At 61.9% G+C, this 14,754-nt stretch carries 15 protein-coding genes; all 15 read left to right on the top strand.

All coding sequences use genetic code 11. From position 1 onward, the window contains the following. Nucleotides 1–4 precede the first annotated feature (4 nt). The 15 genes from tsf (at nt 5) to HWE17_RS12435 (ending at nt 14,746) form a co-directional block, all read left to right on the top strand. A complete protein-coding gene (gene tsf, locus HWE17_RS12505) occupies nt 5–916 on the top strand; it encodes a translation elongation factor Ts (RefSeq protein ID WP_034752260.1) in 912 nt (303 codons plus the stop codon). A gap of 148 nt (nt 917–1,064) precedes the next feature. Continuing rightward, entirely contained in the window at nt 1,065–1,781 is a 717-nt protein-coding gene (gene pyrH / locus HWE17_RS12500) for a UMP kinase (RefSeq protein WP_035818156.1), read from the top strand. Between the two features lie 179 nt (nt 1,782–1,960). Beyond that, nucleotides 1,961–2,521 carry a ribosome recycling factor gene (gene frr, locus HWE17_RS12495; RefSeq protein WP_034784152.1) on the top strand — a complete coding sequence of 187 codons (561 nt, stop codon included), beginning with the start codon at nt 1,961–1,963 and terminating at the stop codon, nt 2,519–2,521. 98 nt (nt 2,522–2,619) lie between these two features. Continuing rightward, complete coding sequence (gene uppS, locus HWE17_RS12490) at nt 2,620–3,387, top strand: polyprenyl diphosphate synthase (RefSeq protein ID WP_035818158.1); 768 nt, start codon at nt 2,620–2,622, stop codon at nt 3,385–3,387. Then, the gene (locus HWE17_RS12485; RefSeq protein ID WP_176388948.1) at nt 3,387–4,220 is read left to right on the top strand and encodes a phosphatidate cytidylyltransferase; all 834 of its coding nucleotides are present in this window, start codon (nt 3,387–3,389) and stop codon (nt 4,218–4,220) included. The genes uppS and HWE17_RS12485 overlap by 1 nt, the downstream gene beginning before the upstream one ends. A gap of 8 nt (nt 4,221–4,228) precedes the next feature. Further along, the gene (gene ispC / locus HWE17_RS12480) at nt 4,229–5,413 is read left to right on the top strand and encodes a 1-deoxy-D-xylulose-5-phosphate reductoisomerase (RefSeq protein ID WP_176388947.1); all 1,185 of its coding nucleotides are present in this window, start codon (nt 4,229–4,231) and stop codon (nt 5,411–5,413) included. Next, nucleotides 5,410–6,771, top strand: a complete 1,362-nt coding sequence (gene rseP / locus HWE17_RS12475; RefSeq protein ID WP_035818163.1) for an RIP metalloprotease RseP — start codon at nt 5,410–5,412, stop codon at nt 6,769–6,771. Before ispC ends, rseP begins: the two co-directional genes overlap by 4 nt. An 83-nt stretch (nt 6,772–6,854) precedes the next feature. Beyond that, on the top strand, nt 6,855–9,191 hold the full coding sequence (bamA, locus tag HWE17_RS12470; protein WP_035818165.1) for an outer membrane protein assembly factor BamA: 2,337 nt from the start codon (nt 6,855–6,857) through the stop codon (nt 9,189–9,191). Nucleotides 9,192–9,242: 51 nt separating this feature from the next. Next, entirely contained in the window at nt 9,243–9,761 is a 519-nt protein-coding gene (locus HWE17_RS12465; RefSeq protein WP_051958405.1) for an OmpH family outer membrane protein, read from the top strand. 21 nt (nt 9,762–9,782) lie between these two features. Further along, nucleotides 9,783–10,838, top strand: a complete 1,056-nt coding sequence (gene lpxD / locus HWE17_RS12460; RefSeq protein ID WP_176388946.1) for a UDP-3-O-(3-hydroxymyristoyl)glucosamine N-acyltransferase — start codon at nt 9,783–9,785, stop codon at nt 10,836–10,838. Next, entirely contained in the window at nt 10,835–11,329 is a 495-nt protein-coding gene (fabZ, locus tag HWE17_RS12455) for a 3-hydroxyacyl-ACP dehydratase FabZ (protein WP_035818168.1), read from the top strand. The genes lpxD and fabZ overlap by 4 nt, the downstream gene beginning before the upstream one ends. Next, nucleotides 11,329–12,120, top strand: a complete 792-nt coding sequence (gene lpxA, locus HWE17_RS12450) for an acyl-ACP--UDP-N-acetylglucosamine O-acyltransferase (protein ID WP_099402253.1) — start codon at nt 11,329–11,331, stop codon at nt 12,118–12,120. Before fabZ ends, lpxA begins: the two co-directional genes overlap by 1 nt. After that, the gene (gene lpxB / locus HWE17_RS12445) at nt 12,104–13,288 is read left to right on the top strand and encodes a lipid-A-disaccharide synthase (protein WP_099402503.1); all 1,185 of its coding nucleotides are present in this window, start codon (nt 12,104–12,106) and stop codon (nt 13,286–13,288) included. The genes lpxA and lpxB overlap by 17 nt, the downstream gene beginning before the upstream one ends. Nucleotides 13,289–13,325: 37 nt before the next feature. Continuing rightward, a complete protein-coding gene (gene rnhB / locus HWE17_RS12440) occupies nt 13,326–13,964 on the top strand; it encodes a ribonuclease HII (protein WP_070304017.1) in 639 nt (212 codons plus the stop codon). Continuing rightward, entirely contained in the window at nt 13,961–14,746 is a 786-nt protein-coding gene (locus tag HWE17_RS12435) for an RNA methyltransferase (protein WP_176388945.1), read from the top strand. Before rnhB ends, HWE17_RS12435 begins: the two co-directional genes overlap by 4 nt. The last annotated feature ends 8 nt before the right edge of the window (nt 14,747–14,754 follow it).

The raw sequence follows: 14,754 nt of genomic DNA, 5'->3' as shown, positions 1-14,754 counted from the left end.
ACACATGGCAGCGATTACAGCAGCGATGGTAGGCGAATTGCGCGGCAAAACCGACGCACCAATGATGGAATGCAAAAAAGCACTGACCGAAGCCGAAGGCGACATGGCTCGTGCGGAAGAGATCCTGCGCGTCAAACTGGGCGGCAAGGCATCGAAAGCATCGGCACGCATTACCGCTGAAGGCGTCGTGGCAACCTACATCGCCAACGGCGTAGGCGCCCTGGTCGAAGTGAACTCGGAAACCGACTTCGTTGCGAAAAACGACGATTTCCTGGCACTGGCCAACAACGCTGCCCGTCTGGTAGCGGAACACAACCCGGCTGACGTCGCTGCCCTGCTGGCTCTGCCACTCGACGGCAAGACCCTGGAAGACGTGCGCGCTGCCCTGATCGGCAAAATCGGCGAAAACATGACCATCCGCCGCTTCCAGCGTTTCGAAACCAGCGCCAAGCTGGCTTCGTACTTGCACGGTTCGCGCATTGGCGTGATCGTCGAATTCGACGGCGCCGATGAGCAAGTGGGTAAAGACGTGGCCATGCACATCGCTGCCATGAAGCCAGTGTCGCTGTCGTCGAACGAAGTTCCTGCGGAACTGATCGAAAAAGAGCGCTCGGTTGCACAACTGAAAGCCGAAGAAGACGCAGCCAAAGCGGCCGCCGAAGGCAAGCCAGCGCAATCGCCGGAAATCCTGGCCAAGCGCCTGGAAGGTTCCGTACAGAAGTTCCTGAAAGAAGTTTCCCTGCTGAACCAGGCTTTCGTGAAAAACGACAAGCTGTCGGTTGAGCAAATGCTGAAGGCGGCTAACACCAGCGTCAAAGGTTTCGCCATGTACGTAGTGGGCGAGGGCATCGAGAAGAAGCAAGACGACTTCGCAGCAGAAGTCGCAGCACAGATGGCTGCCTCCCAGGGAGCGTAAGTAAAGCGGGCCGAGAGGCCCGTTTTTTTGGCCCGCCCGCACCTGTCGTGCCGGGCGGCGGCATGGGCAGCTTCCTCCCGCCTATCCGGCGCTGCAAGGCGCTGCGCCATGTCATACTCGAATAACCTCATTTATGGAGCCCCAGCTCATGTCAAAACCAGCCTACAAGCGCGTCCTCCTCAAGTTGTCCGGCGAAGCCCTGATGGGCGATGATCCCTACGGCATCAACCGCGCCACGATCGAGCGCATGGTGGCCGATGTGGCCGAGGTGGCGAAGTTGGGTGTGGAACTGGCAATCGTGATTGGCGGCGGCAATATTTTCCGCGGCGTCGCGCCTGGCGCGCAAGGCATGGACCGTGCCACCGCCGACTACATGGGCATGCTTGCCACGGTGATGAATGCCCTGGCCCTGGCCGATGCCATGCGCCACGTCGGCATTACCGCGCGCGTCATGTCGGCCATCGGCATCGAGCAAGTGGTCGAGCCGTACGTCCGCCCGAAAGCCCTGCAATACCTGGAAGAAGGTAAAGTGGTGGTCTTCGCCGCCGGCACCGGCAATCCGTTCTTCACCACCGACACGGCAGCTGCCCTGCGCGGTGCCGAGATCAGCGCCGAGATCGTCCTGAAGGCCACCAAGGTCGACGGCGTGTACACGGCCGATCCGCAGAAAGATCCGAACGCCACCCTGTTCCACACGATTACGTTCGACGACGCCATCGCCAAGCACCTGCAAGTGATGGATGCCACGGCATTCGCCCTGTGTCGCGACCAGAAACTGCCAATCAAAGTGTTTTCGATCACCAAGCCAGGCGCGCTGATGCGCGTCATCATGGGCGAAGACGAAGGCACGCTGGTTCACGTATAAGGGAAGCGGAGCGCCGAGAAACCGCTCATGGCTGCGTTGCAGCGCCTCGCCGTACATTAAGTACTGTCTTCGGCGCTGCGCCTTGCCCTGAACGGTTTTCGGCACTCCCGACTGCGCGAACATTTACACTGCAGTGAATAATTGTAATACCCATTTATTATCAAGATATAGGAGGGCGTATGTCCTTAGCTGACGTTAAAAAGAACACCCAGGAACGCATGACGAAGTCGCTGGAAACACTGCGGGCCGATCTGGCCAAAGTGCGTACCGGCCGCGCCCATACGGGTATCCTGGACCACGTGATGGTCGATTACTACGGTTCGCCGACGGCGCTGACCCAGGTCGCCAACGTGACCCTGATCGATGCGCGTACCATCGGTGTGCAGCCGTACGAAAAGAAGATGGCCAACACCATCGAAAAAGCCATCCGCGACGCCGACCTGGGCCTGAACCCGTCGGCACAGGGCGACCTGATCCGCGTTCCGACGCCGCCGCTGACGGAAGAGCGCCGCAAGGAAATGGTCAAGCTGGTCAAGAGCGAAGCGGAAGACGCGAAGATTGCCGTGCGTAACATTCGCCGCGATGCGAACGAGTCGCTGAAGAAACTGGTCAAGGAAAAAGCCTGCTCCGAGGACGATGAGCGCCGCTCGTCGGAAGAAGTGCAGAAGCTGACGGACAAGTTTATCGCCGACATCGACAAGATGGTCGTCGACAAAGAAAAAGAAGTGCTGACGGTCTAGTTTTCAGTCCTTCGACGCTGCCCGGAAAAGCATGGCTTTTCCGGGCAGTGCTATTTGGCGCATAATAGCTATCTTTTATTTTTGGTATTCTTGTTTTCATGATCTATTCGAGTTCGACAACGGCAGTACCTGAGGTCGGTACGGTGCCGCGCCATGTGGCAATCATTATGGATGGCAATGGTCGCTGGGCAACCAAACGCTTCCTGCCCCGCGTGGCTGGCCACGTCAAGGGCGCCGACGCCGTGCGCGGCATCGTCGAGACTTGCCTCGAACGCGGTGTCGAGTACCTGACCCTGTTTGCCTTCAGTTCTGAAAACTGGCGCCGCCCGGAAGAAGAGGTGTCGATGCTGATGCGCCTGTTCGTCACGATGCTGGAACGCGAAGTGGTCAAGATGCATGCCAACGATATCCGCCTGAAGGTGGTGGGCGACCTGTCGCGCTTCAATGAGCAGCTGCAAACCCTGATCGCCAATGCGGAGCGCAAGACGGCGAACAACACGCGCCTGACGGTGTCCATCTGCGCCAATTACGGCGGCCGCTGGGACATCATGCAGGCAGTCAACAAAATGACGGCCGAGGCGGCAGCCAATGGCCAGCCCGCCGCACACGCTTACACGGAAGAGCAACTGGCGCCGCACCTGGCCATGGCCTACGCACCCGAGCCCGACCTGTTCATCCGCACCGGCGGCGAGCAGCGCATTTCCAATTTCCTCCTGTGGCAACTGGCGTACACTGAGTTGTTTTTCACCGAGACTTTCTGGCCCGACTTCAATGACGAGTGCCTCGACGCGGCAATCGCGTCTTACCAGCAGCGCGAACGGCGCTTTGGCCGTACCAGCGCGCAATTAACTGAAAAGACAAACTGATGCTGAAAACACGGATAATCACCGCCCTGGTCTTGTTGGCGGTCTTGCTGCCGGTTCTGTATCTGAATTATTTCCCCGCCTTCGCCGTGATCGCCACGGCGTTCTTCGGCGCCGCCATCTGGGAAAGTTTCCGCATTTTCAAAAATCGCCAGGCGCTGCTGATTGCCGCCATCTGGACTGCCGCCTTCGCGTATACGTTCTTTGTCGGCAACGGCATGGCGCAGCTCAATTTCTGGTTCGCCCTGTGCGTGGCCATCTGGCTGATCCGCTTCGTGCCCTCGCTGGCGACGGGCTTGCCGCCCACCGAAGGCCTGGGCAATACCTTGCTCAGCCTGGTGTACCCGGTGACCATCGTCGGCTGTTTTGTTGCCATCATCGCCCTGTTCCTGCATAGCCCCTTGTTCCTGCTGTCCGTCATGGCCCTCGTGTGGATCGCCGATATCGGCGCGTACTTCTCGGGCAAGGCTTTCGGCAAGCGCAAGCTGGCGCCAAGCATTTCCCCAGGTAAATCCTGGGAAGGCGCCATCGGCGGCGGCATCGCCGTGCTCGTCATCTCCGCCATCACCATCATGGCCGCGCCATCGCTGCCGGTCTTGCAAGACACCTTCGCCGTGCAGTTGCAATTGCGCCGCGGCTGGCCGGTGGCCTTGCTGGTGCTGCTGCTGATCGTCGCCGCCAGCATCGTCGGCGACCTGTTCGAATCCCAATTGAAGCGCCGCGCCGGCATCAAGGACAGCAGCAACCTGCTGCCTGGCCATGGCGGCGTACTCGACCGTATCGATGCCTTGATCCCGGTCCTGCCATTTGCCGCCCTCGTGGCCAGCTGGCTTTAAGGAAACTCATGCAATACATCACCATCCTTGGCGCGACCGGCTCGATCGGCGTGTCCACCCTGGACGTGCTCGCGCGTCATCCCGAGCAATACAGCGTGTATGCGCTAAGCGCACACAGCCGTGTGGCCGAACTGGCCGCCCAGTGCCTGCAATTCCGTCCCCAGCGCGCCGTCGTCGGCACGGCGGATGCCGCCCTTGAACTGACGCGCTTGCTGCGCGGACAGGGCGTCGATACGCAGGTCGAGTACGGCGTGGAGGCCCTGTGCGCCATCGCCAGCGCGCCGCAAGTGACGGGCGTGATGGCGGCCATCGTCGGCGCGGCCGGCCTGGCGCCCACCCTGGCGGCGGCGCGTGCTGGCAAGAAAGTATTGCTGGCCAATAAAGAAGCGCTGGTGATGTCCGGCCAGCTGTTCATCGATGCCGTGCACGATAACGGCGCCGTGCTGCTGCCGATCGACAGCGAACACAACGCCATCTTCCAATGCATGCCGCACGCCCATGGCCGCGCGCCGGGCGCCGCCGGCGTGGCGAAAATCGTGCTCACCGCTTCCGGCGGTCCCTTCCTCACGCGCGACGTCGAGACGCTGGACGCGGTCACGCCGGACCAGGCCTGCAAGCATCCGACCTGGGCCATGGGACGCAAGATTTCCGTCGATTCGGCCACCATGATGAACAAGGGCCTGGAAGTGATCGAGGCGCACTGGCTGTTCGGCGCGCCGGCCGAGCAGATCGAAGTGCTGATCCACCCGCAAAGCGTGATCCATTCGATGGTGTCGTACATCGACGGTTCCGTGCTGGCCCAGCTGGGCAATCCGGACATGCGCACGCCGATCGCGCACGCGCTGGCGTATCCGCAGCGCATCTCTTCCGGCGTGGCGCAACTGGACCTGGCGCAAGTGGCGACCCTGCAGTTCGAGCGTCCCGATTTCCGCCGTTTCCCTTGCCTGGCGCTGGCGTTCGACGCCTTGCGCGCGGGCGGCACGGCTCCGGCCCTGCTGAACGCGGCCAATGAAGTGGCCGTGCAAGCGTTTCTTGACGAACAGATCGGTTTCCGCCAGATCGACCGGGTCATCGCGCACGTGATCGAGACGGTGCCGCACGCCGCCGCGTCCAGCATCGAAGCCGTGATGGAGCAGGACCGCCTGGCCCGAGCGGCCGCGCAAGCGTACATCGCCCAAAGGCTGGCCGCATGACCTTGATTACCACCTTGCTGGCGTTCATCGTTGCGCTGGGCTCGCTGATAACCTTGCACGAGCTGGGGCATTACCTGGTGGCGCGCTGGTGCGGCGTCAAAGTGCTGCGTTTCTCGATCGGCATGGGAAAAGTGGTGTATTCGCGCAAGTTTGGCAAGGACCAGACGGAGTGGGCGATTTCCGCGCTGCCGCTGGGCGGCTATGTGAGCATGCTCGACAGCCGCGCGCAAGACCTCAGCGATTTGCCGGAAAGCGAATTGCGCCGCGAATTCACGCGCCAGAGCGTGTGGCGCCGCATCGCCATCGTGGCCGCCGGCCCGTTGGCCAATTTCCTCGTCGCCATCGTGCTGTATGCGGGCCTGTTCATGCATGGCATCGAAGAGCCATCGAGTAAACTCGGTCCCGTGGCCGAAGAGACGGCCGCCCATGCTGCCGGCTTGCGCAGCGGCGATACGGTTGAAGCGGTGAATGGCAAGGCCGTGGCCAGCTGGTCCGAGCTGCGCTGGGAATTGATCCAGGCTACCCTCGACAAGCAGCCGGCGCGCATCGAAGTGCGCCGTCCTGACCGCGGCCAGCAGGAAGCGATCTTGCCGACGGCCAGCCTGACGGAAACGGACCTGGAAGGCGACGTGCTGGGCAAGCTGGGCCTGACCCTGGCCCGTTCCGCGCCCACCCTGATGGAAATCATGCCCGGTGGCGCCGCCGCGCGCGCCGGCCTGCAGAAAAACGACCAGATCCTGGCCATCGACGAACAGCCCGTGCACGACGTGGCGGCCGTCATCGCCACCCTGAGCCAGGCGCCGGGCAAGACCTTGCAATTGCAACTCCTGCGCCAGGGCCAGGATCTGACCCTGTCCATCACGCCGGACGCCGTGCCCGGTGCCGGGGCGGAGGGAGCTGTAACAGTTGGTAAGATACAAGCAAAGCTGGGGCAGGTGCCGGATATGATCACCGTGGCCTCCGGACCGTTCGCCGCCGTGGGCAAGGCGTCCACCAAGGTCTGGGATACCAGTGTCATGAGCCTGAAAATGCTGGGCAAAATGATCACCGGCCAGGTCTCGCTGAAGAATGTGACGGGGCCCATTACCATCGCCGATTACGCGGGCCAGACGGCGCGCATCGGCCTGGTAAGCTACCTGAGCTTCATTGCCTTCATCAGTATCAGTCTGGGCGTGATGAATTTGCTACCCATTCCTGTTCTGGATGGCGGGCATTTGCTGTATTATTCGCTGGAAGTTTTGACCGGACGCCCCTTGCCGGAGCGCGTAGGCGAGATTGCCCAGCGCCTGGGGATCGGTTTGTTGCTGACCTTGATGGTGCTTGCCGTCTTTAATGACGTGTTGCGATTGCTGAATTAGGGCGGTGGTTGATGCCATTGCGTGAGTCGCACAAGCAATCTTTTGTGTATGTTGTCCATTGATTTACCCATTGAATAACCCCAATGAAATTACATTCTGCTCGTTTTGCCTTGCCTTCCTTTCGCCGCAGCCTGATCGGCGCCGCCGTCATGGCCATCTGTTCCGGCCACGCGCTGGCCGTCCAGCCATTTACTGTCAAGGACATCCGGGTCGAAGGGATCCAGCGTACCGAAGCGGGCACCGTGTTTGCCTACCTGCCGGTGCGGGTCGGCGAAACGTTCTCCGACGAGAAGAGTATCGCCGCCATCAAGGCCCTGTATGCGACGGGCATGTTCAAGGATGTGCGCCTGGAAGCCGAGGGCGACGTGCTGGTGGTGCTGGTCGAGGAACGTCCGGCCATCGCTTCCGTGGCATTTACGGGTACCAAGGAATTTGAAAAGGATGTGCTGGTCAAGGCATTGAAGGAAATCGGCGTGGGTGAAGCCAAGATTTTCGACAAGGCATCCGTTGACCGCGCGGAACAGGAACTCAAGCGCCAGTACCTGTCGCATGGCCTGTACGGCGTGAAGATCACCACCACCGTCACGCCGATCGAGCGCAACCGCGTCAACGTGGTGTTCGCCGTCGACGAGGGCGACGTGGCCCGCATCAAGCAGATCAATATCGTCGGCAACAAAGCCTTCACCGACAAGGAGCTGCGCGAGCAGCTGGCCTTGAACACGGGCGGCTGGTTCAGCTGGTACACCAAGGCCGATCAATATTCGAAGACCAAGCTGACGGGCGACATCGAGTCGCTCAAGTCCTACTACCTGGACCGCGGCTATATCGAGATGCAGGTCGACTCGACGCAAGTGTCGATCACGCCCGATAAAAAAGACATTTATCTGACGATCAATATCACCGAAGGCGAGAAGTACAAGATCGCCGGCACCAAGTTCGAAGGCGAGATGTTCGGCCGCGAAGAAGAACTGAAAGCCCTGAACCTGATGCGCGAAGGCGAGATCTATTCGGGCGCGCGCCTGACGGCCACGAACAAGCGCATCCAGGACCGCCTGGCCACGTTCGGCTATGCCTTTGCCAACGTCAACGCGAATCCGGAAATTAACCGCGAAAAGCATGAAGTCGGTTTCACCTTTTTCATCGATCCGGGCAAGCGCGTCTACGTGCGCCACATGAATATCGCCGGCAACACCACCACGCGCGATGAAGTCATCCGCCGTGAATTCCGCCAGTTCGAATCGTCCTGGTACGACAGCAACAAGATCAAGCTGTCGCGCGACCGTGTCGACCGCCTCGGCTACTTCAAGGACGTGACCATCGACACGCCGGAAGCGCAGGGCACGACCGACCAGGTCGACGTCAACGTGACGGTGGTGGAAAAACCAACGGGTAACTTCCTGATCGGCGGCGCGTTCTCGCAATCGGAAAAATTCACGCTGTCGGCGTCGATTTCGCAGGCCAACTTCGCCGGTAGCGGCAACACGGTCGGCATTGAACTCAATACCAGCCATTACAGCCGCACCATCGCGTTTTCGCAAACCAATCCGTACTACACGGACGATGGCATTTCGCGCAGTTTTGAAGTCTACCTGCGCACGACGGAACCGCCGGCGCTGAACATCGGCAGCTACAAGATCAAGCAAACCGGTGGCCGCGTCAGTTTCGGCGTGCCGTTCTCGGAAGTCGATACCGTCTTCTTCGGTATCGGCGGCGAGCGCTCGCGCATCGAGACCGATATCACCAGCCCGATCCGCTTCAAGCAGTACGTGGTCGACAATGGCGGCCCGTCCGACGGCATCGGTTCGGCCACGACGAACTCCATTCCGCTGACGGCGGCATGGCAGCGCGACAGCCGCGACAGCGCCCTGACGCCATCGATCGGCCGCTACCAGCGCGTCAACCTGGAGGCTGACCTGATCGGCGACCAGAAGTACTTCCGTGCCATCTACGAGCACCAGTATTTCCGTCCGCTGTTCAGCAAAGTCACCCTGGCGCTGAAGGGCGAGCTCGATTACGGCCACGGCATCGGCAAGCACGTGTATCCGGTCTTCAAGAACTTCTACGGCGGCGGCATCGGTTCGGTGCGCGGCTACCTGAGTTCCTCGCTGGGCGCGGTCGAACCGAGCACCAACGATGCCTTGGGCGGCGCTTCGCGCCTGATCGCCAACGCGGAACTGCAGATGCCATTCCCCGGTTCGGGCAATGACCGCAGCTTGCGCTGGTTCGGTTTCCTTGACGGCGGCCAGGTCTACCAGGAAGGCGAAAAAATGCGTCTGTCGCAATTGCGCTATTCTGCTGGCTTGGGCATCAGCTGGATTTCACCGGTGGGCCCGCTCAAACTGAGCTATGCCAAGCCGCTGAACGCCAAGCCGACGGATCGCCTGGAGCGCTTCCAGTTCCAGATGGGCACCGGTTTTTAACCGGCCATCTGAACCGGGGCGAGAGCTTTTACTTTTTGACCATGGAGTATCATGAACACCGCATCCGCTACCCTGCCCAAGACCCTTGCCGTGATCGCATTGTGCTGGAGTTCGCTGTTGCCGGTGCAGGCGCAGGCTCAGGAGTCGAAGATCGCCTGGATCAGCAGCGAACGTATTTATAACGAATCGAGACTGGCCAAGCTGGCCAGCGCCAAGCTGGCCGAAGAGTTCCGCTCGCGTGAAAAGGCCGTGCAGGAACTGGCCAGCCGCTTCAAGGTCGCCAACGAAGCCCTGGAAAAGGACATGCCGACCCTGAGCGAGGCGGAGCGCGCCAAGCGCCAGCGCGAGTTTTTCGAGCTGGACAAGGAGCTGCAACGCCGTCAGCGCGAGTTCCGCGAAGACCTGAGCCAGCGCACGAACGAAGAGCGCAGCGCCATCGCGGAAAAAGCCAACACCATCATCCAGCAGATGGCGCATATCGAAGGATATGACATCGTGCTGCAGGAAGCCCTGTGGGCCAGCCCGCGCATCGACATTACCGACAAGGTCTTGAAGGCGCTGGACAAGTAATATTAGAATAGAGGTAATTAGATGGGCACTCGACTAGGTGAATTGGTCGAACGCTTCGGCGGGCAGTTGGCGGGCGATCCGAACCTGGAAGTTACAGGCATCGCACCGCTGGCCGACGCCGGCGCTTCGCACATCAGCTTTCTCAGCAATAGCAAATTCCGCGCACAGGCGGCCCAGAGCGGCGCTTGCGCGCTGATACTCACGCCGGCCGACGACGCGCTGATCGGCGACGAGTACGCCGGCGCGCGTATCGTCACCCCGAATCCCTATGTGTATTTCGCGCGCGCGGCGCAGTATTTCGCCGCCCTGCACGAGATCAAGCCGCCCGTGGGTATCCATGCCAGCGCCATCGTCGATGATGGCGCGCAGGTCGACGCGACCGCATCGGTCGGACCGCGCGCCGTGATCGAAGCGGGCGCCGTGATCGGCGCCGGCTGCGTCATCGGGCCTGGCTGCGTGGTGGGACGCGACGCCGTCATCGGCGCCGGTACCCAGTTGTTCGCCAACGTCACCTTCCACGCGCGCTGCGTGATCGGCCAGCGCGGCATCATCCATTCGGGCGCCGTCATCGGCACCGATGGATTCGGCTTCGCCAACGAAGGCGGCGTGTATATCAAGATTCCGCAGACGGGCAGGGTGGTGATCGGTGACAATGTCGACATCGGCGCCAACACCACCATCGACCGTGGCGCACTGGCCGACACCATCATCGAAGATGGCGTCAAGCTCGATAACCAGATCCAGATCGGCCACAACTGCCACATCGGCGCGCACACGGCCATGGCCGGCTGCGTCGGCGTGGCCGGCAGCGCTATCATCGGCAAGTACTGCACCTTTGGCGGCGCCGCCATGGTGCTGGGCCACCTGACCATCGCCGACCGCGTCCACGTGGGCTCGGGCAGCATGGTCTCGCGCTCGATAGCGGAGCCGGGCCAGTACACGGGCTTCTATCCGCTGGCCAAGAACGCCGACTGGGAAAAGAGCGCCGCCATCGTGCGCAACCTGTCAAGCATGCGCGAGAAGATCCGCGCGCTTGAAAAAACAATTAAAACACTGACCACGCAAGACGAAAAATGACTACTGAAAAAAAGACCCTCGACATCCTCGCCATCAAATCGCTGCTGCCGCACCGCTACCCGCTGCTGCTGGTTGACCGCGTGCTGGACTGGGAAGCGAACAAAACCATCACCGCCATCAAGAACGTGACGGTCAACGAAGAGTTCTTCCAGGGCCATTTCCCGCACAAGCCGGTCATGCCTGGCGTGCTGATGATCGAAGCGCTGGCGCAGACGGCGGCACTGCTGTCGTTCCTGTCGATGGGCGTGAAACCGGACGAAAATTCGGTGGTGTACTTCGTCGGCATCGACAATGCGCGCTTCAAGCGTCCTGTCGAACCGGGCGACCAGCTGAAGATGGATGTGGAAATCCTGCGCGTTTCGCGCGGCATCTGGAAGTACAAGGCCGTCGGTACGGTCGACGGCAAGGTCGCGCTGGAAGCGGAACTGATGTGCACCATCCGCAGCGCGCAGGATGCGAGCCAATCTGCGAGCCAGCCAGCGGGGCAGTAATGGCGGCCATCCACTCCACGGCAGTCATCGATCCGAAGGCCGAGCTCGACAGCTCGGTCGAGGTGGGTCCGTACACCATCATCGGTCCGCACGTGCGCATCGGCGCTGGCACGAAGGTTGGCCCGCACGTGGTCATCGACGGCCACACGACGATCGGCAGCGACAACCACCTGTTCCAGTTTTCTTCCATCGGCGCGCAGCCGCAGGATAAAAAATGGGCGGGCGAGGCGACGCGCCTGGACATCGGCGACCGCAACACCATCCGCGAATTTTGCACCTTCAACACGGGCACCGTGCAGGGTGGCGGCGTCACGCGCCTGGGCAATGACAACTGGATCTCGGCGTATGTGCACCTGGCGCACGATTGCCTGGTGGGCAACAACACGATTTTTTCGAACAATGCCCAGCTGGCGGGCCACGTGGAAATCGGCGACTGGGTCATCATGAGCGGCTTTGCCAACGTGCACCAGTTCTGCAAGATCGGCGCGCACGCCTTCGTCGGTATGAGCACCAGCCTGACGCAGGACGTACCACCGTTCGTCCTGTTGAACGGCAATCCGGCGCAAGCCCACGGCGTCAATATCGAAGGCTTGAAACGCCGCGGCTTTACGCGCGAGCAGATCAACGGCATCCGCACCGCGTATAAACTCATCTACCGCTCGGGACTGACCCTGGAAGAATCCAAGGCTGCCCTGTTCGAAGAAGAGGCGGCGTCGTCGCCCGAGGTGGCGCAACACATTCGCGCCATGCGCGAATTCCTTGGCGTGGCGTCGCGTGGCATCGTCCGCTGACCAAGCCAGCGGCCTGCCGGTCGCCAACGTCGCCATCGTCGCCGGCGAGGTGTCGGGCGACCTGCTGGCCAGCCGGCTGCTGTCCGGCCTCGTGCCGCAGCTGCCCGGCGCGCGCTTCCACGGCATCGGCGGCGAGCACATGGCCAGGCAGGGTTTTGTTTCCGACTGGCCGCTCGACAAGCTGACCGTGCGCGGCCTGTTCGAGATCATTCCCCGCTACCGCGAGATCAAAGGCATCCAGAACGCGCTGCGCGACCAGCTGCTGGCCGAGCGTCCCGCCGTCTTCATCGGCGCCGACTACCCGGGTTTCAACCTGGGGCTGGAACAGCAACTGAAGGAAGGCGGTATCCCCACGGTGCACTACATCGGGCCGCAGATCTGGGCCTGGCGCGGTGGCCGTATCAAGAAAATCATCAAGGCCGTCTCGCACATGCTGGTGATCTTTCCGTTCGAGCAAGAGATCTACCGCAAGGCGGGCGTGCCCGTCACCTATGTCGGCCATCCGCTGGCCGAAATGATTCCGTTGCAGCCCGACGAAGCGGCCGCGCGCCGTGCCCTGGGCTTGCCGGAAGACGCGAATGTCGTGACCCTGATGCCGGGCAGCCGCGCGGGCGAACTCAAATACAATACGGTGGCTTTCGTGACCGCCTGCAAATTGCTGCTGGCGCGCGACCGCTCCCTGCGTTTCGTCGCGCCCATGGCCGGCGAAAAACAGCGCCAGTACTTCCTGCAATTGATCGCGGAAGCGGGCTTGCAGGACGTCGAGATACTGCTCACCGACGGTGGCTCGCACACGGCCATCTGCGCCGCCGATGCGGTGCTGGTGGCGTCCGGCACGGCGTCGCTGGAAGTGGCGCTGTACAAGAAGCCCATGGTCATCGCCTACAAGATGATGCGCGCTTCGTGGGAGATCATGCGCCACATGGGCTACCAGCCGTGGATAGGTTTGCCGAACATCCTGGCGCGCGACTACCTGGTGCCCGAGCTGCTGCAAAACGCGGCCAGCCCCGAGGCGCTGGCCGAGGCCATGTGGCAGCAGCTGAGCGACGTGCCGGGCCGTTTGCGCCTGGTGCAGCGCTTCACGGACATGCATCACAGCCTGCTGCGCGACAGCGCGCAGGAAAGCGCGAATGCCGTCATGCAGGTCATCGCCGCACACCGCAAGTAAGCACCGTTTCAATCGCAGTTCCTACCAAAGATTCAACGTGAAAAATATCTATCCCGGCCTGTTTGACGACTTGCCATTCTCGCTCGATGAAATCATCTGTGGCGTCGACGAGGCAGGCCGCGGTCCGCTGGCCGGCCCCGTGTTCGCCGCCGCCGTGATCCTCGACCCGAATCAGCCGATCGACGGCTTGCGCGATTCGAAAAAACTCAGCGAAGCCAAACGCGACCTGCTGGCGCCGCAGATCAAGGCCAAGGCCCTGGCCTGGGCCATCGCCGAAGCGTCGGAAGAAGAGATCGACCGCCTGAACATTTTGCAGGCATCGATGCTGGCCATGCGCCGCGCCGTCGAGGCGCTGGCGACCGTGCCGACCCTGGCCCTGATCGACGGCAACCGCTGTCCCGTGATGCCGATACGCGGCATGGCCATCGTCGGTGGCGACGACAAGGTCGATTCGATTTCGGCCGCCTCGATCCTGGCCAAGACGGCGCGCGACGCGGCCCTGGTGCATCTGCACGCGGCCTATCCCGAGTACTGCTTCGACCAGCACAAGGGCTATGGCACCAAATTGCACCTGGAACGCCTGCACCTGCACGGCGCCTCGCCCGTGCACCGCCGCTCGTTCGCGCCCGTGCGCAACGTGATCGCCCTGTTTGGTGGACAGGAGGTGGCGGCATGAAGACGATTACCTCGCGCGACAATGCGCAATACAAGGATTTGCTGAAACTGGCGGGCAGTTCGCAGGCGCGCCGCAAGTCGGGCCGCACCCTGCTCGATGGCGTGCATCTGTGCCAGTCGTATCTGCAACTGCGCGGCATGCCGGAGCAATGCATCGTCAGCGAAAGCGCCTTGCGTAACCCCGAAGTGATGGAGATCGTCGGCCAGCTGGAAAGCCAGCGCGCGCATGTACTGGGCTTGCCCGACGCGCTGTACAACGCGGTGAGCCAGGTCGAACACGGCGTGGGCGTGATGTTCCTCATCGAGACGCCGGAGCGGGCCGTCACGCAGCCGCTGAGCGTGTCGGCCGTGCTGCTCGATAACCTGCAGGATCCGGGCAACGTGGGGTCGATTTTGCGCAGCGCGGCCGCCGCCGGCATCACGCAGGTGTACTGCAGCGCCGGCACGGCCTTCTGCTGGTCGCCGAAGGTGCTGCGCGCGGCGATGGGCGCACACTTCGTGCTCGACATCTTTGAAAACGTCGACCTGGCGGCGCTCGTTGCCGGCGCGAAGGTGGCGACCCTGGCCACCAGCGGCTACGCCACGCAGCAGCTGTACGACGTCGACCTGCGCCAACCGGTCGCCTGGCTGTTTGGCCATGAAGGGCAGGGCGTCGCCGACGATTTATTGTCGATGGCGACACACCAGGTGGTCATTCCCCACCTGGGCCAGATCGAATCGCTGAACGTGGCCGCCTGCGCCGCCGTGTGCTTCTTCGAGCAGCTGCGCCAGGGCCAGGCCTGAACAGGATA

Origin of the sequence: Janthinobacterium sp. BJB401 (assembly GCF_013372745.1) — a bacterium.
Lineage (GTDB): Bacteria > Pseudomonadota > Gammaproteobacteria > Burkholderiales > Burkholderiaceae_D > Janthinobacterium > Janthinobacterium rivuli.
This window is presented reverse-complemented; position numbering and strand designations above follow the sequence as displayed.

Coding starts and splice junctions, on each gene's coding strand:
- tsf (WP_034752260.1), top strand. CDS start 5: ATGGCAGCGATTACAGCAGCGATGGTAGGCGAATTGCGCGGCAAAACC.
- pyrH (WP_035818156.1), top strand. CDS start 1,065: ATGTCAAAACCAGCCTACAAGCGCGTCCTCCTCAAGTTGTCCGGCGAA.
- frr (WP_034784152.1), top strand. CDS start 1,961: ATGTCCTTAGCTGACGTTAAAAAGAACACCCAGGAACGCATGACGAAG.
- uppS (WP_035818158.1), top strand. CDS start 2,620: ATGATCTATTCGAGTTCGACAACGGCAGTACCTGAGGTCGGTACGGTG.
- HWE17_RS12485 (WP_176388948.1), top strand. CDS start 3,387: ATGCTGAAAACACGGATAATCACCGCCCTGGTCTTGTTGGCGGTCTTG.
- ispC (WP_176388947.1), top strand. CDS start 4,229: ATGCAATACATCACCATCCTTGGCGCGACCGGCTCGATCGGCGTGTCC.
- rseP (WP_035818163.1), top strand. CDS start 5,410: ATGACCTTGATTACCACCTTGCTGGCGTTCATCGTTGCGCTGGGCTCG.
- bamA (WP_035818165.1), top strand. CDS start 6,855: ATGAAATTACATTCTGCTCGTTTTGCCTTGCCTTCCTTTCGCCGCAGC.
- HWE17_RS12465 (WP_051958405.1), top strand. CDS start 9,243: ATGAACACCGCATCCGCTACCCTGCCCAAGACCCTTGCCGTGATCGCA.
- lpxD (WP_176388946.1), top strand. CDS start 9,783: ATGGGCACTCGACTAGGTGAATTGGTCGAACGCTTCGGCGGGCAGTTG.
- fabZ (WP_035818168.1), top strand. CDS start 10,835: ATGACTACTGAAAAAAAGACCCTCGACATCCTCGCCATCAAATCGCTG.
- lpxA (WP_099402253.1), top strand. CDS start 11,329: ATGGCGGCCATCCACTCCACGGCAGTCATCGATCCGAAGGCCGAGCTC.
- HWE17_RS12435 (WP_176388945.1), top strand. CDS start 13,961: ATGAAGACGATTACCTCGCGCGACAATGCGCAATACAAGGATTTGCTG.